The following is a 19,201-nucleotide window of genomic DNA, read 5'->3' as shown; positions in this document are numbered from 1 at the left end:
ATCAGGGGATATAAGTATTGTATCCGAATAGCCTGTTGCCATTAAAAGCCAAAAGACACTGTAAATTGGATCCTGAATTGAAAATCTATAATCAAGAAATCAATAAAAGAAGAATCGGAATTGAGCATGTATTTGGCAGCCTGAAAACCTTCAAAATCCTTGCTGAGCGTTATCGAAATAGAGGTAAAAGGCTTGGTTTGAGATTCAATTTAATCGCTGGAATCTACAACTTGGAACTGAGCAAAAAATGATTTATGAAAGAGGTCTACTGGGTAGATTGGTTTAATAAAGGGCGTGTGAATAGCACACTAGGCTGTTTGCTACTTTCTGATTTTAAATAAATACTAAAATGCTTTATTCATTTTTAAGATAAAGATAAACAGTACAGGGCTTAGAAATACCCATAGAGACACAAAGCTAATACTGGAGCTAAACTGGGTACGTAATAAAAACATCGCGACGAATAAGAAAATACCTGCAGCGAATTTAGTGTACGTAGGAAAATCCGCTAAAAAAGCGTAATGAGATTTTCGGGTTTTTAGGATCTGCTTTTCACTTACCACATAAAAACCAAAACAGCTCAGCCAAAGCAGACCGATCACTGCAATCCATATCATATTGATGATTCCTGTTGAGTGATTTTTAATTTAGCCTGAATTTTATTGACCGCTTTTTGCTGAATGGGCGTAATTTTTTGGTGTAAAAATAGGGCAAAAAGGGCCAAGGTCCATAACATTAGCTCAATACGCAAAAAAGGCCAATAAGTCGCAAAAGAAGCAATATATTGCTGGGAAACTAAATAATAAATATCAATCAGGGGAAGTATAAAGGCAGCACAAATCAGAAGTTTAAGCTGCATTCTCCATATATGCTGCTGTGGGGTTACACATGCCAGGATAAAACTGCCAAGCCAGATAGAGAAAAAACTATAAATTTCATAATTTGGTGCACCTACAGGAATACTGATAAAACGATTCGCATAGAGATATCCCAGCATGGCAAGCGGCAAGCCAATAATTATGGTGATATTCAAGCGGTTCACTAAATAGTGTCCGAGATGAAACCGCACTGATTTTTTCTGCATTTGGCGTTTCAGGCTCCACAGCAGCAATCCGGATGCAATCATTGCGCAGCCTAATATGCCGGAGAAAAATAACCCTAAACGTAAAACAGGTTCAGCAAAACGTGCCATATGTAAACCATACATGCTGGCATTTAGTGTGGCAATTGCACTTTCATTTTGTGTATTTTCAAGCAATTTTCCGGTAGCAGCATTTAAAATAAGCTGTGCCTGATTTCGTGTAATGGAATGATCTTTGAGCTGAGTTAAGGTTATGTGTGCCAGCTGGGTATTGGGCTGCTTGACCGTGATATTGTCAAATTCCGCATATCCCCAGTGTTGCTGTGCCGTGGTGATAAAATGTTGAATTGGCAGCATCTGGGTTTTCACAGGAACTGAGTGGGTGGCTGATGTATTGATTGTGCGAATTTCTTCAAAATATTGAAAGGGATTGTCTGGATAAAGTTTTTTCATACCGGAAGGCAGCACGATATAAAAGAAAATCGCCAACCCGGTAAATGTCATGGTCAAAAAGAACGGCAGGGCAATCACTGAACTGACATTATGAAAATCCAGATAAGAGCGCTGTCCTTTAAAGGCTCTTAGGGTAAAAAAGTCTGTCAGTATTTTTTTATGGGTAATAATTCCTGAAATCAGAGTCAGTAACATGATAAAGGCAGCGACCGTCACAATGAGGCGACCGATGGTGTAGGGCATACCATAGAGCTGAAAATGAAAATTATAGAAAAAATCTCCCCCTTGTGTGGCTGAAAGCTGTAATTCTTTTCCTGTCGAAGCATTCAGGGTTTTGACTTCATAGCCACCATCCGCTTTTTGCCAGTAGACTTTATTCACCGGTGAATCTTGATTGGCGACTCCGATATACCAGTTTTGGGCGTCCGGTGCATGCTGCTGTAAATAGCTGTAAGCAGATTTTAAGGCAGTTTCCTGATTGACTTGTATTGAGGCAAATTCAGGCTGCATCCATATACTGATTTCATGCCGGTAATAGGTGACCGCGCCTGTTAAAAAGATCGCGAAGAGCAGCCAGCCAAAACTTAAACCTAACCATGAATGTAGCCATGCCATGGATTGACGGACAGATTTATGCATGGTTTAACCTATGAAGCGGGAGATGGTAAATAAGCTAAGGAAAGGAAGCAGGCTATAGACCGAAAGCTTTTTTAAACTCTGGATACAGAAGATGCCAATCACAAAACAGACATAAAAAATCAGGGCAATAACGGCGGCCAAATAGACGGATTCTGCTTTGGGCAGAAAAGCCTGTAGAAAGTAAGCCAGATCGAGTGCGATCAAATAACTGCACAAGTAGCCCATCCCAAAGCTCATGCCTAAGCGATAGAAAATGGCGAGTGGCTGCACTACAACAGACATCATATTTGGCCTTGAATAGATCTATACTGATGAAAATCTAAAAACTTAATAAACAAAACTTAAAGTCGTTACCAGATACTGTTTTTTATAGGCCTGCTGATTCAATTTTCCGGCCTTGTCTGCTTCTTTGCCAACTTCAATGACATATTGACCTTTCCATGGCGTGGCGATCGTAATCTGGCCTTGGCCGTTGGTGGTGTATTTTTTTAGCCAAAATTGCGGGGAAAAGACTGTGACTTCAACATCCGCAGCAGCTTTACCCTGATACAGTACCGTAAATGTATTGCTGTTGATCTGGGTCGGGACAATATCCAGTTCGGACTCTGCTTTCAAGTTTTGTCTGCCGGATTTGGCATGATAGCTCAGCAATGATTCTCCATAGATCAATTCATGAGTGAGCTGGACATCGGTCTGGCCTTGGGTTGCATAGAGCAAATGATCCTGTTGCATTTGAGGACTAAATGTTTTTTTGGCCTGAACGGCCTTTGCCTGATTGAAAGACTTGAGGGCACCTTGCTGCGTTTCTTTGAGCTGTTCACTATATTCACCAAAGAACGCATGAGTCTGCTGATTTGTGCCACGTTCTAGCCAAAGCATATGCGCCTGAGCTGAAAGTGTCATAGACAGTCCAAGGGTCAAAGCGATCATTTTTTTCATTTGTTTTACCTATTTTTGTGTATGTAGTGATGATTTAGCCCTGAACATGTCGTCAGGGCTCAGCTTAAAAATTAATATTTAAATTTCACAGCAACGCTGTAATTCGCTGGTGCACCATAAAAACCTTGCTGATTGGGGAAATTGAATAGGTATTTTTCATTGGTCAGGTTATTACCATTGGCTTGAAAGGTCATATGCTTATTCAACTCATAGCTGGCCATTAAGTTCACGAGCGCATAGGCATCCTGTTCAATGACTCCAGCTTTCTGGGTAATCACTCCATTGGTGGTTGCTTCAGGCACATCCAGATAGGTTTGATCCTGCCACTGCACACCAAGGCCCAGTTTCAGTTTTGGAAGTTGTGGCACCTGATAGGTGGTTAAAAGATTAAAAGACTGGGTTGGATTGAAGGTACGCGCATCACCGCCATTGATCAGATCTTTCAGGCTAAACTGGGTATAACCAAAGCTTAAGTTAAAATGGTCGGTCAGTTGTCCCGCCAAGCCAAACTCGTAGCCTTGGGAACGCAGGTCACTGACCTGAGTTGTGCGTAAAGTCGGGATACCATCAGAATCACGAAGCGGATAATTACTTTGCTCCGTTCTGAACACAGCCATGGTGGCGGTAAGCTTGTCATCTAGCCAAGAACCTTTGACTCCGACTTCATAGCTTTCACCTTCGATCGGTTTGTTAATGCTGCCATCATCTGCTTTGGTGGTTTGCGGACGGAAAATCGAGGTATAACTCAGGTAACCTGTATATTCAGGGCTAAAGTTATAGGTCAGACCGGCATAGGGTAAAACTTTATCTTCATCATAAATGGTGTCGGTCCCATAACTGCTACCACTGCTTTCAGCCTGAACGTAGTTCGCACCTAAAAGCAGTTTCAGATCATCATTCAGATGCAGTCGGGTCGCAGCATAAAGGCTCTGGTTCTTCTGCCGGATATGCATTTCACCACTGGTTTTCGACATATCCCAGCTTGGTTCTTCGGGTGTAAAGCTGGCTAAATCTGTGGTCAGCGGATTGACAAAGCTGCCAGCATAACCCAATTCATCCAGACGATTTTTGGCCCAGACATAGCCCAATGAGGCTTCATGGCGTTGTCCCCAAAGCGGATAGGTGCCGCTAAAACTCAGGCTGGCTTGTTGTTCTTTATTGTCATCAATATACATGCCTGGGTAGAGGAAGATGCCTGAAGTGCCATTTGCGCCAGGTTTGCCGGACAGAAACAAGAGCTTTGAATCGCGTTGTGTACGTTTTTCATCATAGGTCAGTTTGGCTGTCCAGTCGCCACCCAGTTTTTGTTCAAGCTCGGCAAAGTAACTTTTAATATTGCTATCCCAGTGGGCCCAGCTTGGACTGTAATTATAATTCCGTGAGTAACTGAGCTGCTCGCCTTCAGTATTGATCAGTGGATTAGAACCCCAATTGACACCATTCGGCTTGTGATTGGTTTCGGTATAGCCAGCAGTCAATAGAGTTGTGTCAGTAATATCTGCCTCCACAACAGCACCTATGCCGTTTTTTTCCAGTTCATAACGATCCAGATAACTGTCGCCTGTTTGTTGATAGCCAAATACACGACCTCTGACTTTTCCATCTTGGGTGAGAGGAGAGGATACATCTACTTCATAGCGCTGCGTATTCCATGAGCCATAACTGGCATTAAAGGCTGTTTGAAGGTCGGATGTCGGGCGTTTGCGAATCATATTAATAGTTGCGCCGGGATCGCCAATTCCATTATTTAAGGCATTCGCGCCTTTCACCACTTCGATACGGTCAAACAAAAAACTGTCTGGATTATCATTATTATAATTATAGCCTTCGAGTGGAATACCAACGCCATCGACTAAAACATTTGAAATCTCGAAACCTCGGGCAAGGTAGGAGCTCCGTTCCGTTTCCTGATTGCTGACGATAATGCCAGGGGTATTGCGCAGTACGTCCCGGGTATTATCCAAGGCAAAGTCATTCAGTTGCTGGCGAGTGATGACATTGACTGTTTGCGGCGTTTCCTTGAGTGGAATATTCAGTTTTGAGGCGGTTGACGAATTTTGGATGATATAAGCCTTACTCTGTTCGGAGCTGAGCTCACTCTGTTCTGATTCCGCTGTAACTGTAATCGTCGGTAATTGCTGAGTATCATCGGCAAAACTTTGCTGGGACACTAAAATTGCAAGACTAAGAAGAGAAAGCTTAAATGATGGAGGAACGGTATAAAACATTTTAGTTAATGTAAATGATAATAATTATCAGTAATATTATTGTTTAATATCTCTTAAAGCAATCTCAATATAATAGGAAATCCAAATGAAAAATGAGTTAATGATAGGTAAATCTACAAATAAAAGTTTAATGTAAGGAGTAGGGAACAATAAAATATCACTGTTAAAAAAAGATGTTATTACCTTACTTTTGTGCTCCTGAACCAATTTGTTTATATACTGCACTATAAATTTTCAAATCCTCAATCTGGAGTGACTTTGTTGCATAAAGGCTTCAGAGATAGATCTTTTCTAAGTTACTCGAATTCAAGTGACAACTTGGGTATGAGGTCGACCTAATTCCGTTAATTTATCGTCTAATAATTTAATGCAATACATTTTGGTTTTGACCAAACTTCGCCGATGATAGCCTGACCATTTCTTCCATAGTGTCCTGCCTAAACATTTAACGGTTCGAAGTAATTCATTTCGCTCTTGCGAATGAACTTTTGTAATTTTCTAAGGCTTTGCATTTTTTCTGGAGGGAACTACCGCATATGCTTACCGGTCTGCAATGACTTGACGGCATTGCTTGGTGTTATAAGCCTCGTCTGTATAAACTGAATCAATCTGTTCATCCAACGGAATTTGATCAAGTAACTCCCCAAGGATTCGTGAATCACTCACATTATTCGTTGTGAGCTGAACTGCTCGTATTTGAAGAGTTTTAGCATCTATAGTGGGTATTGGTATGTTGAATGTAGTTCGGAAATTCTGTAATCGAGCCATGGCTTTGTAATAGGGTGGCCAGTGACATCACATATTTGTAGGCATTCAAGGCAGTTTCAGCTCGTAGTCCGCTCAGCATATTTTGTGCATCGATGACCTGTGTGGCGGTGCCCATATCTTCTTTAAAAGACAATTCTTGGATGCGTAAATTTTCCTGTGCGGCTTTCAAGTTTTGTGCCAGAAGTGCATCACTTTGCTGTACACTGAATGCTTTGCTATAAGATTTATAAATCAGATTTTCAATTTTTTGCTGGGTGCGTGCAGTGAGTAATTCTGTAGCAGAGCGTTTGAGTTCGGCAGCCTGAATATTCTTGTTTTTATCGATCCCGGAAAAAAGGTTATAGCGTGCGGCAACTCCGACAATCCAGTTTTCATTTTGATCCAGACTATATTCGCCAAAAGCAAAAACATTCGGTTTTTTGCCGCTTGCTGGGCTTTCACATTGGCTTGAGCCAATTGGGTATGCATGAATTAGCTCTACATGCTTTACATGTGGCACTGATGAAAGGCCAAGGTACACAATATTTATGGATTGATTCAACAACTCTGCCAATTTGTAAAAATCAACGTATTTAGCGTCATAAATCATTAATCCAAATTGCATCACATGGTAGAAGCTCAATAGGCTGGTTTTATGGCTGTAAATTACGTATTGCGATGAATCAATTTGGTGAAATTGCCTGTTCTGATTTATCGAATGGACATGTTGCTAATATAAAAATGGTTGAGCAATTGGTTGCTGGTATAGAAGCAAAACTTTACGGGGATCGAGGTTACATCAGCCAAGAATTAAAAATTAGATTGAAAGATCAAGGTATTGATTTAATTACTTATCATCGGAAGAATATGCAGGCTATTCAACTCTGTGCATCAGATAAATATCACTTAAGACAACGCAATAAAATAGAAATATTATTCGGCTTATTGAAGGGGCAATACAATTTATTGACGAGTAAAGCACGTAGTCTTCATGGATTTCTGCGTGGAATTTACGCCTCACTATGTGGATATCAATTTAACCCATCGAAATAAGCCAACAATTCAAATTAAGGACTCATCGGCTTAAGCAGGATTCGGGTTAAATAAGCTTTCAAAAATAGCTTGACACACTAAAGCTATTTTAAGCAGGCAATGAATATGAAAGAAAACGCTAAAGAAAAATAAAAAAAACAGCGTATGATTTACTCAATGGAATTTTAGATGATGCAGACAAGATGATCCGTAATGATTGGTCACGTGCCGAAATACAAGAAATTTATGACTTGCCTTTAATGGATTTACTGTTTCAGGCACAGCAAATTCATCGCCAAAACTTTGAACCGAATACTGTTCAGGTCAGTACTCTGCTTTCAATTAAAACGGGCCGTTGTCCGGAAGATTGTAAATACTGTTCGCAATCTGCACATTACGATACTGATCTGGAAATTGAAAAACGCGTAGAAGTACAAAAGGCGATTGCTGAAGCCAAACAGGCCAAAGCTTCCGGTTCGACCCGTTTCTGCATGGGCGCAGCATGGCGTAATCCGCATGAACGCGATATGCCGTATGTGCTGGAACTGGTGCAGGAAGTCAAGAAACTGGGCATGGAAACCTGTATGACTCTAGGAATGCTGAATGCCTCACAAGCGGAACGTCTGAAAGATGCAGGGCTAGATTATTATAACCACAACCTTGATACCTCACGTGAATATTATGCCAATGTCATCAGTACACGTAGCTTTGATGACCGCTTAAATACGCTTGATCATATACGTGATGCCGGAATTAATGTCTGTAGTGGCGGTATTGTCGGCTTGGGCGAAGGCGTACAAGACCGAGTCGGTTTGTTGTTTGAACTAGCGACTATGCCGATTCACCCGGGTTCGGTGCCCATAAATATGTTGGTTCCTATTGAAGGCACACCACTGGCCGATGTTGAAAAACTGGATGTGATTGACTGGATTCGTACTATTGCGGTAGCACGGATTATTATGCCGAAGAGTTATATCCGCTTGTCGGCAGGTCGTGAATCTCTCTCTGACTCTGATCAGGCACTGGCATTTATGGCTGGAGCTAACTCATTATTTTCAGGTGATAAATTGCTTACTGCCCCGAACAGTGGTGAAGGTAAAGACAAAGCCTTGTTTGCTAAATTAGGCTTAAAAGCTGAAGCTGCCAAGAAAACAGCTAAAGAATTGGCTGTAGATGCGATGCAACCTGCTTAATTAATCGTGTAACAAACAGGGATCATTTCAACTTGAATTGGTCCCTTTTTTATTGGAACAGACAAAATGAAGATACTGATGATTACGGGTTGGGGGCTAGGAACAGCGGTCTTAACCCCGTTTGTAGAACAGTTGCGGCAGCAGCATCAAGTTAAAGTATGGGATATTTTCGATCCTAACGTAGAAAGTCTTTTGGCCGAAAAAGTCAGGCAGGCGAGTTCGTTTGATGTCTTGATGGGGTGGTCTTTGGGTGGACAGTTGGCACTTTTGCTGGCTAATGAAATCCAGCAACAACTGAAAATTGCCAAGCCAGTGATTTGCTGTATGTCAAATCCCTGTTTCGTGGCCAATGAAGCATGGCCACAGGCGATGCCAGTTGAACAATATACACAATTTAAATCTTCCATACTGGCTGATCCAAAACGCGGGATGCAGCGCTTCTGTACCTTGGTCACTTTAGCTGGTGCAGCAGCGCGTGAACGTGCAAAATTATTGCACCAACAGTTAAATAGTATTGATTTAAACTATCAGATTAAGCATCTTTATCTCTTGCATCAATTAAATCTGGTGGATATCCTAAAAAATCATTCAGTCAAGATGCTATTTATATTTTCCGAGAATGATATGTTGGTTCCTTACAAAGTTAGTCAAGAATCTGTGTTTTTAACAACCCAAAATCTGAATTTGGTAAAAATACAGGGCACGCACGATGCCATCCTTTTTGATGCCAAGTTACTCGTTGAGCCAATTTTAAAATTTTTAGCCGATCTGGCTTAAGCAAAAAGAGATTGGTAGCTCTTGACGTTTCATTTTCAGATTTAACGCGCTAAGATCAGTTTTAGTTTTAATAATTGGGGTAAATTCTGTGCAGGACGCTTTTGATCAACAGCATATTTGGCATCCTTATACCTCCATGACACAACCCTTGCCATGTTACAAAGTTAAAGCTGCACATGGTGCAGTCATTGAACTTGAAGATGGTACCGAGCTGATTGATGGCATGTCGTCCTGGTGGTGCACAATTCACGGTTATAATCATTCTGAACTCAATCAGGCCGTAACAAAACAATTAGAGTCGATGTCACATATCATGTTCGGTGGTTTGACTCATCAGCCTGCGATTGATCTGGGTAAACTGCTGCTTGAGATCACAGCGCCTGAACTGGATAAAATCTTCTTTGCCGATTCCGGCTCGGTCGCGGTTGAAGTGGCGCTGAAAATGGCCGTGCAGTATTGGCATGCACGTCAGCAACCGCAAAAAACCAACTTTGTTACCACACGCTCTGGCTATCATGGCGATACCTGGAATGCCATGTCGGTTTGTGACCCTGTAACCGGTATGCATCAGATTTTTGGTTCCAGTTTACCGAACCGTTTATTTGTTCCGGCACCTCAAAGTCGTTTTGATGGGGCATGGCAACCCGAAGATATACAGCCACTTGAGCACATGCTGGCACAGCAGCATCAGCAGATTGCTGCCATGATCATCGAGCCGATTGTGCAAGGTGCAGGCGGGATGCGTCTCTATCATCCGGAATATTTAAAACAAGCCAAGTTGTTGTGTGAAAAATACGATGTACTGCTGATTTTGGATGAGATTGCCACCGGTTTCGGCCGCACCGGAAAACTGTTTGCCTATGAACATGCTGAGGTCACACCAGACATTATGTGTATCGGTAAGGCATTAACTGGTGGTTATATGACCTTGTCAGCGACCTTAACCACTCGCCATCTAGCAGAAACGATTTCAAGTGGTGAAGCGGGTGTGTTCATGCATGGCCCAACTTTTATGGCTAATCCGTTGGCCTGTGCGGTCGCATTAAAAAGTACCCAGCTGTTACTGGCTCAAGACTGGCAGACGCGTATTCAACAGATTGAAAGTACACTAGAACAATATTTACTGGATTTAAAATCCTTGGCACAAGTCAAAGATGTGCGTGTCCTCGGCGCAATTGGCGTGGTTGAGCTACATCAAACTATTGATTTGGCGCGTTTTCAGGCTGAATGTGTATGCCGTGGCGTCTGGATTCGTCCTTTTGGCCGTCTGGTCTATGTCATGCCGCCATATGTAATTTCAACACAGCAACTTGAAACTTTATTAAAGCATATGCGGGAGATGATTCAGCAGATAGAGGCAGTAGCATGAACCATCTTGAGCATTTCCAGCAGCAGCTAGATGACTTGAAACAGCAAGGGCAATATCGCCAGTTTAAGTCCAATATTTCTAGCCAGCCACGATTGCAACTCAATGGCCAAGAGATGCTGAATCTGGCATCCAATGACTATTTAGGTCTGGCATCCAACTTAACGCTACGTGAGGAATTTTTTGACCTCACGCCGATGTCTGAGCGATATATGAGTTCAAGCTCTTCACGTTTACTGACAGGAAACTTTCCCAATTTTGAACAACTTGAAGCACAGATGTCACAGGCTTTTGGACGTTCAGTACTGCTGTTTAATAGTGGTTATCACATGAATATCGGGATTCTTCCTGCGCTCAGTAATGCTAAAACCATGATCATTGCTGACAAACTGGTACATGCCAGTATTATCGACGGGATTCGTTTATCTAAAGCTGGCTATGTGCGTTACCGCCATAATGACCTGCAGCATTTGACTCAGTTTTTAGAAAAATATCAGTCAGATGAATCTATCCAGCGCATCATTGTGGTAACTGAATCAATTTTCAGTATGGATGGGGATGAAACAGATTTAACTGCTTTGGTGGCATTAAAACAGCAGTTTGCAAAAGTCATGCTCTATGTCGATGAGGCACATGCAATTGGTGTGCGCGGTGAACGTGGATTGGGCTGCGCAGAACAGTATCAAGTATTGGATCAGATTGACTTCCTGGTCGGTACCTTTGGCAAGGCTTTGGCTTCAGTTGGTGGTTATCTGGTCTGTGCGCCAGTGATTCGTGACTATCTGATTAATAGCATGCGACCTTTAATTTTTAGTACCGCCCAGCCGCCACTATGTATGGCCTGGACTAGATTTATTTTTCAGAAGGTACAGCAGCTTCAGGCGGGACGAATACATTTGGCAGCATTGGCTATACGCTGTCAGCAGGGCATTCAAGACTTGGGATATCACTGTCCGTCAACCTCGCAAATTGTGCCGGTACTGATTGGTGAGGCAAAACGCACCATTCAGGCGGCTGAAATTATGCAACAGCAGGGATTTTATGTGCTACCAGTACGTCCGCCAACGGTTCCTGCCAACACCTCCAGACTCAGAATCTGCCTGAATCAGAACATTTCTGCGGATGAGCTGGACGCATGTCTGCAGGTGCTGAGGAATTTGCCGCGATGAACAGCAAACAGATTGCCCAGCGTTTTGCTCAGGCAAATCTCAGTTATGAGCAGCATGCGCTGGTACAAAGTGCCGTAGCGGCAGAGTTGATGCAGTTCATGCAGCAGCATGTAGCACAACCACATTTGCAACGGGTATTGGAAATTGGCTGCGGTTCAGGGTTTTTTACCCGGCTTTTTATGCAGTATTACAGCTTTGATCATTTATTTTTAAATGATCTATATGCCGAAGTGAAGCAGCATTTCCCGGAAGCTGATCGGCTTTTGTGGGGGATTGGTAATATTGAAACCTTGCCACTGCCGCAGTCTCTGGACATGGTGCTGTCGTGTTCTGCATTGCAATGGATCTCGGATTTAAAAGCATTGTTGCTCAACATTGCGCAGGCCTTAAATCCCTCTGGGCATCTGTGTTTTGCCAGTTATACGGACAATAATTTAAAGGAAATTAAGGCACTGACCGGACAAGGCTTGGATTATCTGCCTTTAGCGGAGGTTTGTGAACTGCTTGAATCCTTAGGCTTTGACATTCTGCTGCAGACAGAAGAACAGATGACCTTGCATTTTGAGCATCCGAAACAGGTGTTACAGCATATCAAAGCCACTGGTGTACAGGCGACGGCACAGGGGTTTCGGTGGACAAAATCGTCCTTACAGGATTTTTATACCGGCTATCAACAATTCCAAGACCCTGAAAGCAAACAGTATGCACTGACCTATCATCCGGTTTATGTCATTGCACGGAAGACAGTATGAGCGCACAGATTTATTTTGTCAGCGGCATTGATACCGCAATTGGTAAAACCTTTACTACTGGTTTTCTGGCCAAAAATTGGAATGAGCAGGGCATTCGTACCATAACCCAAAAGCTGATCCAGACCGGAAATGTCGATATATCAGAAGATATCGAACAGCATCGTGCAATTATGGGTTGTGGATTGTTACCGGAAGACCAGCAAAAACTGACCATGCCGGAAATTTTTACGTATCCGGCTTCACCGCATCTTGCTGCGCGGCTGGATGGGCGAGCCATTAACTTTGAACAGATTCATCAGGCTACCGAACAGCTGGCTGTGGCCTACGACTGTATTTTGCTGGAAGGTGCCGGTGGTCTGATGGTGCCCTTAACCGAAGAGTTCCTGACTATTGATTATATTCAGACACATAATTATCCGGTGATTCTCGTCACTTCAGGGCGTTTAGGCAGTATTAATCATACCTTGCTGAGTCTTGAGTTGTTAAAACTCCGCGGGGTTCAATTATATGCCATTGCTTTTAATCATGCAGATAACTCCAAAGATCCCTTGATCGCTGAAGATACCATTGCTTATTTAAAACAGTATTTGCAGCGTGATTTTGCTGATACGACATGGGTTGATATTCCAGCTTTAAATTTAGCCCCGTCTATCCATGAGTAAGTGATCAGCTTACAGGGGGGCTGATGTGAATGCTTAAATATTGAGGTTGCGCCACTGTAAATTGAATCTGATAGCCATATTTGTTTAACACCATTTTCATCAAATATAAGTCTAGCCCATGCCCATTTTGCTAGGGAGATTTATGCCAGAAACGCTGTCCCAAGTATGCATATCTTCAACCTCTGATTATCATTATGAATGATCAGCACACATGCAGCATAGCAATTGAAATGGTATTTGCCTGTGCCTGCAATAGAGCATTCTTAAGTAGGTTTTTAAAGACGGTATATAGTTCAAAATCGGGTAGGGCAATTCGGATCAGGCTCGGTCAGTCAATTGTTAAACTGGGTTCAATTTCCGGATAAAGCGACTGTAAATCGGCAATCACCTGAGTCAGGAGCCGTGCAATTTCAATACTGTACTAGATATCGCTCAGTACTTGATCGGTAGAGGAAAGTGCTAGAAGCTGTTCCAGTAGCTGGGTACATCGGCGGATACCAATGTGTACCTGCTGCAAGCTTTGTTGCAATTTGGGCGAGCTTGCCTGTTGTTCTGCCATCAGTTGTGCAAGCTGGATATGAGTTTTGATCGCGGTTAAAGGACTACGCAATTCATGGGCGGCGTATGAACTAAATACTTTTTCATTTTCCGGATTTTGATGCAGTTTATGTATTAAGTGCTTAGAGTTTTGGGCAAAGGACTGTACCTTGGAAGGCATTACTTTGGCATCTAAGGTTTTTAAATAGTGAGTAGCATCATTCACTGATAAATTTGGCTGACTTAAAAGGTTTAAACTTCATCTAAGGCTTTAAGCTCTCGACGAATAATCAAAACGATTAAGCCTATACATAGCAATAAAAACAAAATTATTGGTATTAATACCGATTATAAAATCTTTTTGAGCAATTATCCACGTAGGAACATCCGCTCTGCTTCCACCACTTGAATATCCCCACGACGTAACACATAACTGAGCCTCACCTTGTTGCTTTGTACTAAAGCCAACTACTTGGTGGCTTAAATCTTTCGGTGCACCTCGGGTTTTTGCTACCACATGCTGAACGACACTGACGTCAGAGCCAAATAAAGACACTTTATAGGCAATCAACTGCTCTTGATTGGTGGAATGAAGTTGTTGGGCTAGTACATTTTCATCCAAGTTTTGCATCGGCAGTTGTTGAGTCAATCGAGCGACCATTGGATGGCTGAATCAAACCAAATTGATATATTTCCTTGACTGAGTAAGGCTTTATTGTAGGTAGATCAACTGGTTGTACGATAGATCTTGGGTGCAGACCTCTTCATTTAGAAATTATATTCCCCAAGAAGCTTTCAGTGGTAGGTTTGTGCAACAAAGCCTCTTGCAAATAAAGGCTATCAAGGGATTTATACATTGTATCCAAATAGTTTATGGCCATTAAAAGCAAAAAAGCACTAAAAACCAGATCTCGAGCTAAAATTTTATAACCAAGAAATCAATAAAAGAAGAATTGGAATTGAACAGTTATTTGGAACTTTGAAAACCTTCAAAATCCTTGCCGAGCGATATCGCAACCCTGGCAAAAGACTAGGATTAAGATTTAATTTAATTGTGGGAATCTATAATTTTGAGCTGAGTAAAAAGTGAATTATGAAAGAAATCTAATATATAAAATTTTAAGAGATTATGAAAATTGGTCATACCAAAAAATAAATTAAATCTTTTATATTGTGTTTTTGGGCTGATATTACTAATATCGCCAATACAAAATGCACATTTTATCTCTTAAACACTAAATTGGTCATACCAATTTAGTGTTTAAGTACAATAAACTGTTCAATCTAGTAGTTAAGCATTTCAAGGAGTAGACAATGCTTCAACAGTGGCAACAAATTTATGATCCTATAGGCAATATCTGGATTTCGAGTGCTATTGCGCTAGTTCCAATTATTTTCTTTTTTTTAGCGTTAGCTATTTTTCGCATGAAGGGTAGTGTAGCCGCTACAATTACCGTCTTTTTAGCCTTTCTGGTCTCATTATTTTTATACAAAATGCCAATTGGAATGGCATTAGCATCAATGGTCTATGGATTCTTCTACGGCCTGTGGCCAATTGCATGGATTATTATCGGTGCAGTTTTTATATATAAGATTTCAGTAAAAACTGGACAGTTTGATGTTATTCGTTCGTCTATTCTGTCAATTACAGAAGATCAACGTCTGCAAATGCTATTAGTTGGGTTTGCTTTTGGTACGTTTTTAGAAGGTGCGGCAGGTTTTGGTGCGCCCGTCGCAATTACTGCGGCACTGTTGGTGGGACTCGGCTTTAAGCCTTTATATGCGGCTGGGCTATGCCTGATAGTTAATACTGCACCTGTTGCTTTTGGTGCAATGGGAATTCCGATCATTGTCGCTGGGCAGGTTTCAGGTGTTGACACCATGGAAATCAGTCAAATGGTTGGTCGTCAGTTACCCTTTATGGTGCCAATTGTATTGATCTGGATCATGGCAATCATGGATGGTTGGCGTGGGGTTAAAGAAACTTGGCCTGCTATTTTAGTTGCCAGCTTATCTTTTTCTTTAGCGCAATATCTAACATCAAATTTTGTTGGGCCTGAGTTACCCGATATCACTGCTGCAATTGCATCATTAATCAGTTTAACTATCTTACTTAAGTATTGGAAACCAAAACATATTTTTCGTTTTGAGGATAAAAATATACAGGTAGATGAAACTATTATCAAGCAAGCTCGTAAACAATATAGTGTGGCACAGATAGCCAAAGCCTGGTCTCCATTTCTGATACTTACAGCAATGGTGACGATCTGGAGCATCAAACCTTTTAAAGATTTATTTGTTAAGGACGGCCCATTAAGTGATTTAGTAGTTTCAATTAAAGTGCCGTATTTGCATCAATTGATTCAAAAGCTACCACCTGTCGTGCCTGAAATTAAAGATTATGATGCGATTTATAAGTTTGATTGGTTATCAGCAACGGGTACGGCGATTATATTGGCGGCATTGATCACGATTATTTATTTAAACATGAAACCTAAAGAGGCAGTTTCGACATTCTTTGAAACCGTGAATGAACTAAAAACCCCAATTTATTCGATTGGTATGGTACTGGCTTTTGCGTTCATTGCAAACTATTCAGGTCTGTCAGCAACGCTTGCTTTAGCACTGGCACATACGGGTCAGGCTTTCACCTTCTTCTCACCATTCTTGGGTTGGGTTGGAGTGTTTCTTACAGGTTCAGATACTTCAGCTAACGCATTGTTTTCAGCGTTACAAGCAACTACAGCACAGCAAATCGGTGTGCCTGAAGTCTTGTTAGTTGCTGCCAATACCAGTGGTGGAGTAACAGGTAAGATGATTTCCCCTCAATCAATCGCGATTGCTTGTGCAGCAGTGGGTTTAGTTGGTAAAGAATCTGATTTATTTAGATTTACAGTAAAACACAGCATTATCTTTACGGTGATGATTGGTATTATTGTGACCTTACAAGCTTATGTTTTCCCGTGGATGATTCCGTAAACGGGTCAAGGAAAAAAATGAAAGTCTCCGACAAAGTGGTACAGCGTTTACGTCTGTTGATTGAAAAAAATAATGTGCAAGTCGGAGAGCGATTGCCTGCTGAACGCCAACTCTGTGAACAGTTAGGTGTGTCTCGTAGCTCTTTACGTGAGGCGATTCAACAACTGATTACCGCAGGGATTATTCAGAGCAAAGCGGGTGCAGGCACCTATTTAAAGCAGTTGCCTGCACATTGGTCACAGTATCAAATCGTTGAGCCATTATCCGGTTTGATGGATCAGGATCCTGAATATCGTTTTGATGTACAAGAAGCTCGTATGGTGCTTGAAGGTGGTACAGCATGGTATGCCGCACAACGTGCCACACCCAGTGATTTGATCAATATTCGTCAATGTTTTGAGCAGATTAGCCATTTTCAGGCTTTAGGTGATGATGCCCACGCAGCAATAGCGGATGCGAATTTTCATCTGGCGATTGCAGAAGCATCCCACAATCTAGTGCTGATCCAAATGATGCGTAGTTTGTTTGATTTATTGCAAGACAACGTGATGTTAGGGCGACGTAAAGTTTACACCACACCACAACATTTTGAACAATTGCATGACCAGCATTTTGAGGTGATGGACGCAATTGAACGTCAAGACTCAGAGACTGCACGTAAGGCAGCTTGTGGGCATATTGAATTTGTTGTTCAACGCGTACGTATGATCGATGAAGAAGAAGCTCGTCGTCAACGTTCGAGTCGATTAAATAGGACATAAGTTATGATTATTTCTTCTGCAAATGACTATCGTGAAGCTGCGAAACGTCGTTTACCGCCATTTTTATTTGAATACATCGATGGTGGTGCCTATGCGGAATATACTTTAAAGCGTAATGTAGACGATTTATCAAAAATCGCTTTACGTCAACGTGTGTTAAATGACATGTCTGAGCTGAGCTTAGAAACGCAATTGTTTGGTGAAAATTTGGCGTTGCCAGTGGCATTGTCACCTGTAGGTCTAACGGGTATGTATGCGCGTCGTGGTGAAGTTCAAGCCGCGGTTGCCGCAGATAAAAAGGGCATTCCATTTACCTTATCAACAGTTTCAGTTTGTCCAATTGAAGAAGTGGCACCTGCGATTCAACGTCCGATGTGGTTTCAACTGTATGTACTACGTGACCGTGGTTTTATGAAAAATGCCTTGGAACGTGCTAAAGCCGCAGGCTGTTCTACCTTAGTATTCACAGTCGATATGCCTGTTCCAGGTGCGCGTTATCGTGATGCACATTCAGGAATGAGTGGTAAAAATGCTGCAATACGTCGTTATATGCAATCGTGTATGCACCCACACTGGGCTTGGAATGTCGGTTTATTGGGTCGTCCGCATGATTTGGGTAACATTTCGAAATATTTAGGTAAGCCGACAGGTCTGGAAGATTATATCGGTTGGCTGGGAAATAACTTTGACCCTTCAATTTCTTGGAAAGATCTTGAGTGGATTCGTGATTATTGGGAGGGTCCCATGGTTATTAAGGGGATTTTAGATCCTGAGGATGCCAAGGATGCGGTACGTTTCGGAGCAGATGGAATTGTGGTCTCCAATCACGGTGGTCGTCAGCTTGATGGTGTTTTGTCTTCTGCTCGTGCGCTTCCTTCAATTGCAAGTGCGGTCAAAGGTGACATCAAAATTTTAGCAGATTCAGGGATTCGTAACGGTCTTGATGTGGTACGTATGTTGGCTATGGGTGCAGATATTTGCATGCTTGGTCGTGCATTTGTATACGCACTTGGTGCTGCCGGCGGTTCTGGGGTAAGTAATTTACTAGATTTGATTGAGAAAGAAATGCGTGTGGCAATGACATTGACTGGTGCAAGAACCATTGCAGATATTACATCGGATTGCCTGGTCAAGCTAGAGAAAGAGTAAGCGATTTAATTACTCACATTACTAAGGCTTTGCCAACTTTCCTTTGAAAAAAGAGATTTTTATCTGAATAATTTGGGTAAACAAAGCTTCCTTTTGAAAAAAACCAACCTTGGCAAGAGTCACCGACATAAAATACACTAAATAACATAATTGGTACGTTAATAAACTCTATATATAACAGTTATATAGAGTTTTTATTTTGTGTGACGTAATTTAAGGTGGGGTCGGATACTTTGATTTTTGGTCACTAATTTATTGTGATAATCAACAATAATAACCAACATACATATGCTTAATCTAAGGGTATTTTACTGACTGGTATAATTTTATGATGAGAGGGGTGTTGCCTGAGGTTACGGTTTCTGTTTGGCCTTTTGGCGTAAGACGTACAAATATAAGCTTTCTACTTTTTCACGTGCCCATGGTGTGGTACGCAAGAATCGTAATGATGATCATGAAGATAAAATCAAAAAATACAGATTTTTGTGTAAATCCTGAGTAGAATTCGACTTATTTTTTCTGCAGTAAAAAAGCATCTTCTCACTATGCTGCTTTGCAAGGACGTTTTATGCTCGCGCTAGATATACAACATGTTCGAATGAAACAACACGCCACTGATAAGGCACAAGCGTTGCAATGTCTAGTCGATATCTTGGTCGAAGACCAATTGGTTACACCTGATTATATACAACGGTTGACCCTGCGCTAAAAAAAAAGTGCACAGTATTTAGGGCAAT

At 41.7% G+C, this 19,201-nt stretch carries 17 protein-coding genes and 5 pseudogenes; 12 read left to right on the top strand and 10 right to left on the bottom strand.

Going from position 1 to position 19,201, the window contains the following annotated elements:
- Positions 1 to 17 precede the first annotated feature (17 nt).
- Entirely contained in the window at positions 18 to 251 is a 234-nt protein-coding gene (locus ACIG3F_RS14620; protein WP_396470401.1) for a transposase family protein, read from the top strand.
- A 93-nt stretch (positions 252 to 344) separates the two neighbouring features.
- Here ACIG3F_RS14620 and ACIG3F_RS14615 read toward each other — a convergent pair whose 3' ends face one another.
- The 7 genes and pseudogenes from ACIG3F_RS14615 to ACIG3F_RS14585 all read right to left on the bottom strand — a co-directional run.
- Positions 345 to 617 carry a hypothetical protein gene (locus ACIG3F_RS14615; protein WP_005100766.1) on the bottom strand — a complete coding sequence of 91 codons (273 nt, stop codon included), beginning with the start codon at positions 615 to 617 and terminating at the stop codon, positions 345 to 347.
- Positions 614 to 2,173: a PepSY domain-containing protein gene (locus ACIG3F_RS14610; RefSeq protein ID WP_213687800.1), complete on the bottom strand. Its 1,560-nt coding sequence runs from the start codon at positions 2,171 to 2,173 to the stop codon at positions 614 to 616. Before ACIG3F_RS14610 ends, ACIG3F_RS14615 begins: the two co-directional genes overlap by 4 nt.
- Positions 2,174 to 2,176: 3 nt before the next feature.
- Complete coding sequence (locus ACIG3F_RS14605) at positions 2,177 to 2,458, bottom strand: hypothetical protein (protein ID WP_004647796.1); 282 nt, start codon at positions 2,456 to 2,458, stop codon at positions 2,177 to 2,179.
- 42 nt (positions 2,459 to 2,500) lie between these two features.
- On the bottom strand, positions 2,501 to 3,112 hold the full coding sequence (locus ACIG3F_RS14600) for a DUF4198 domain-containing protein (protein WP_004647798.1): 612 nt from the start codon (positions 3,110 to 3,112) through the stop codon (positions 2,501 to 2,503).
- 71 nt (positions 3,113 to 3,183) lie between these two features.
- Positions 3,184 to 5,340 (bottom strand): TonB-dependent siderophore receptor, encoded by a 2,157-nt coding sequence (locus ACIG3F_RS14595; RefSeq protein WP_396470400.1) that lies wholly within the window; start codon positions 5,338 to 5,340, stop codon positions 3,184 to 3,186.
- A 306-nt stretch (positions 5,341 to 5,646) separates the two neighbouring features.
- Positions 5,647 to 6,057 (bottom strand): annotated as a pseudogene (locus ACIG3F_RS14590) (transposase); the annotation flags it as partial.
- Positions 6,047 to 6,576 (bottom strand): annotated as a pseudogene (locus tag ACIG3F_RS14585) (TolC family protein); the annotation flags it as partial. The pseudogenes ACIG3F_RS14585 and ACIG3F_RS14590, both read right to left, overlap by 11 nt.
- On the opposite strand from ACIG3F_RS14585, the pseudogene ACIG3F_RS14580 reads away from it, so the two are divergent.
- The 7 genes and pseudogenes from ACIG3F_RS14580 to bioD form a co-directional block, all read left to right on the top strand.
- Positions 6,571 to 7,174 (top strand): annotated as a pseudogene (locus tag ACIG3F_RS14580) (IS982 family transposase); the annotation flags it as partial. The pseudogenes ACIG3F_RS14585 and ACIG3F_RS14580 overlap by 6 nt on opposite strands.
- Positions 7,175 to 7,322: 148 nt before the next feature.
- Positions 7,323 to 8,312: a biotin synthase BioB gene (gene bioB, locus ACIG3F_RS14575; protein WP_180039004.1), complete on the top strand. Its 990-nt coding sequence runs from the start codon at positions 7,323 to 7,325 to the stop codon at positions 8,310 to 8,312.
- 66 nt (positions 8,313 to 8,378) lie between these two features.
- A complete protein-coding gene (locus ACIG3F_RS14570) occupies positions 8,379 to 9,089 on the top strand; it encodes an alpha/beta hydrolase (RefSeq protein WP_213687798.1) in 711 nt (236 codons plus the stop codon).
- A gap of 88 nt (positions 9,090 to 9,177) precedes the next feature.
- Positions 9,178 to 10,458 (top strand): adenosylmethionine--8-amino-7-oxononanoate transaminase, encoded by a 1,281-nt coding sequence (gene bioA, locus ACIG3F_RS14565; RefSeq protein WP_213687797.1) that lies wholly within the window; start codon positions 9,178 to 9,180, stop codon positions 10,456 to 10,458.
- Entirely contained in the window at positions 10,455 to 11,624 is a 1,170-nt protein-coding gene (locus ACIG3F_RS14560; protein WP_213687796.1) for an 8-amino-7-oxononanoate synthase, read from the top strand. The genes bioA and ACIG3F_RS14560 overlap by 4 nt, the downstream gene beginning before the upstream one ends.
- Positions 11,591 to 12,376 carry a malonyl-ACP O-methyltransferase BioC gene (bioC, locus tag ACIG3F_RS14555; RefSeq protein ID WP_180039008.1) on the top strand — a complete coding sequence of 262 codons (786 nt, stop codon included), beginning with the start codon at positions 11,591 to 11,593 and terminating at the stop codon, positions 12,374 to 12,376. Before ACIG3F_RS14560 ends, bioC begins: the two co-directional genes overlap by 34 nt.
- On the top strand, positions 12,373 to 13,038 hold the full coding sequence (gene bioD / locus ACIG3F_RS14550) for a dethiobiotin synthase (RefSeq protein WP_180039009.1): 666 nt from the start codon (positions 12,373 to 12,375) through the stop codon (positions 13,036 to 13,038). The genes bioC and bioD overlap by 4 nt, the downstream gene beginning before the upstream one ends.
- A 421-nt stretch (positions 13,039 to 13,459) precedes the next feature.
- Here bioD and ACIG3F_RS14545 read toward each other — a convergent pair whose 3' ends face one another.
- Complete coding sequence (locus ACIG3F_RS14545) at positions 13,460 to 13,801, bottom strand: histidine kinase dimerization/phospho-acceptor domain-containing protein (protein WP_180039010.1); 342 nt, start codon at positions 13,799 to 13,801, stop codon at positions 13,460 to 13,462.
- 45 nt (positions 13,802 to 13,846) lie between these two features.
- A complete protein-coding gene (locus tag ACIG3F_RS14540; protein WP_228305215.1) occupies positions 13,847 to 14,224 on the bottom strand; it encodes a hypothetical protein in 378 nt (125 codons plus the stop codon).
- A 321-nt stretch (positions 14,225 to 14,545) separates the two neighbouring features.
- Between ACIG3F_RS14540 and ACIG3F_RS14535 the strand changes: the two are divergent.
- The 4 genes and pseudogenes from ACIG3F_RS14535 to lldD all read left to right on the top strand — a co-directional run.
- A pseudogene (locus ACIG3F_RS14535) lies at positions 14,546 to 14,665 on the top strand (IS5/IS1182 family transposase); the annotation flags it as partial.
- A 224-nt stretch (positions 14,666 to 14,889) separates the two neighbouring features.
- Complete coding sequence (gene lldP, locus ACIG3F_RS14530; RefSeq protein WP_004733122.1) at positions 14,890 to 16,554, top strand: L-lactate permease; 1,665 nt, start codon at positions 14,890 to 14,892, stop codon at positions 16,552 to 16,554.
- 17 nt (positions 16,555 to 16,571) lie between these two features.
- The gene (lldR, locus tag ACIG3F_RS14525) at positions 16,572 to 17,315 is read left to right on the top strand and encodes a transcriptional regulator LldR (RefSeq protein WP_004282146.1); all 744 of its coding nucleotides are present in this window, start codon (positions 16,572 to 16,574) and stop codon (positions 17,313 to 17,315) included.
- A gap of 3 nt (positions 17,316 to 17,318) precedes the next feature.
- Entirely contained in the window at positions 17,319 to 18,464 is a 1,146-nt protein-coding gene (gene lldD, locus ACIG3F_RS14520; RefSeq protein WP_004282143.1) for an FMN-dependent L-lactate dehydrogenase LldD, read from the top strand.
- Between the two features lie 353 nt (positions 18,465 to 18,817).
- Here the strand turns inward: lldD and ACIG3F_RS14515 are convergent.
- A pseudogene (locus ACIG3F_RS14515) lies at positions 18,818 to 18,916 on the bottom strand (VF530 family DNA-binding protein); the annotation flags it as partial.
- Positions 18,917 to 19,201: the final 285 nt, after the last annotated feature.

Origin of the sequence: Acinetobacter sp. NPDC052428, assembly GCF_044547685.1 — a bacterium.
GTDB classification, from domain to species: Bacteria; Pseudomonadota; Gammaproteobacteria; order Pseudomonadales; family Moraxellaceae; genus Acinetobacter; species Acinetobacter lwoffii_G.
Note: the sequence above shows the minus strand (reverse complement) of the source record. Positions and strands in the feature narration are given on the sequence as shown.

Coding starts and splice junctions, on each gene's coding strand:
- ACIG3F_RS14615 (WP_005100766.1), bottom strand. CDS start 617: ATGATATGGATTGCAGTGATCGGTCTGCTTTGGCTGAGCTGTTTTGGT.
- ACIG3F_RS14610 (WP_213687800.1), bottom strand. CDS start 2,173: ATGCATAAATCTGTCCGTCAATCCATGGCATGGCTACATTCATGGTTA.
- ACIG3F_RS14605 (WP_004647796.1), bottom strand. CDS start 2,458: ATGATGTCTGTTGTAGTGCAGCCACTCGCCATTTTCTATCGCTTAGGC.
- ACIG3F_RS14600 (WP_004647798.1), bottom strand. CDS start 3,112: ATGAAAAAAATGATCGCTTTGACCCTTGGACTGTCTATGACACTTTCA.
- ACIG3F_RS14595 (WP_396470400.1), bottom strand. CDS start 5,340: ATGTTTTATACCGTTCCTCCATCATTTAAGCTTTCTCTTCTTAGTCTT.
- bioB (WP_180039004.1), top strand. CDS start 7,323: ATGATCCGTAATGATTGGTCACGTGCCGAAATACAAGAAATTTATGAC.
- ACIG3F_RS14570 (WP_213687798.1), top strand. CDS start 8,379: ATGAAGATACTGATGATTACGGGTTGGGGGCTAGGAACAGCGGTCTTA.
- ACIG3F_RS14560 (WP_213687796.1), top strand. CDS start 10,455: ATGAACCATCTTGAGCATTTCCAGCAGCAGCTAGATGACTTGAAACAG.
- bioC (WP_180039008.1), top strand. CDS start 11,591: ATGTCTGCAGGTGCTGAGGAATTTGCCGCGATGAACAGCAAACAGATT.
- bioD (WP_180039009.1), top strand. CDS start 12,373: ATGAGCGCACAGATTTATTTTGTCAGCGGCATTGATACCGCAATTGGT.
- lldP (WP_004733122.1), top strand. CDS start 14,890: ATGCTTCAACAGTGGCAACAAATTTATGATCCTATAGGCAATATCTGG.
- lldR (WP_004282146.1), top strand. CDS start 16,572: ATGAAAGTCTCCGACAAAGTGGTACAGCGTTTACGTCTGTTGATTGAA.
- lldD (WP_004282143.1), top strand. CDS start 17,319: ATGATTATTTCTTCTGCAAATGACTATCGTGAAGCTGCGAAACGTCGT.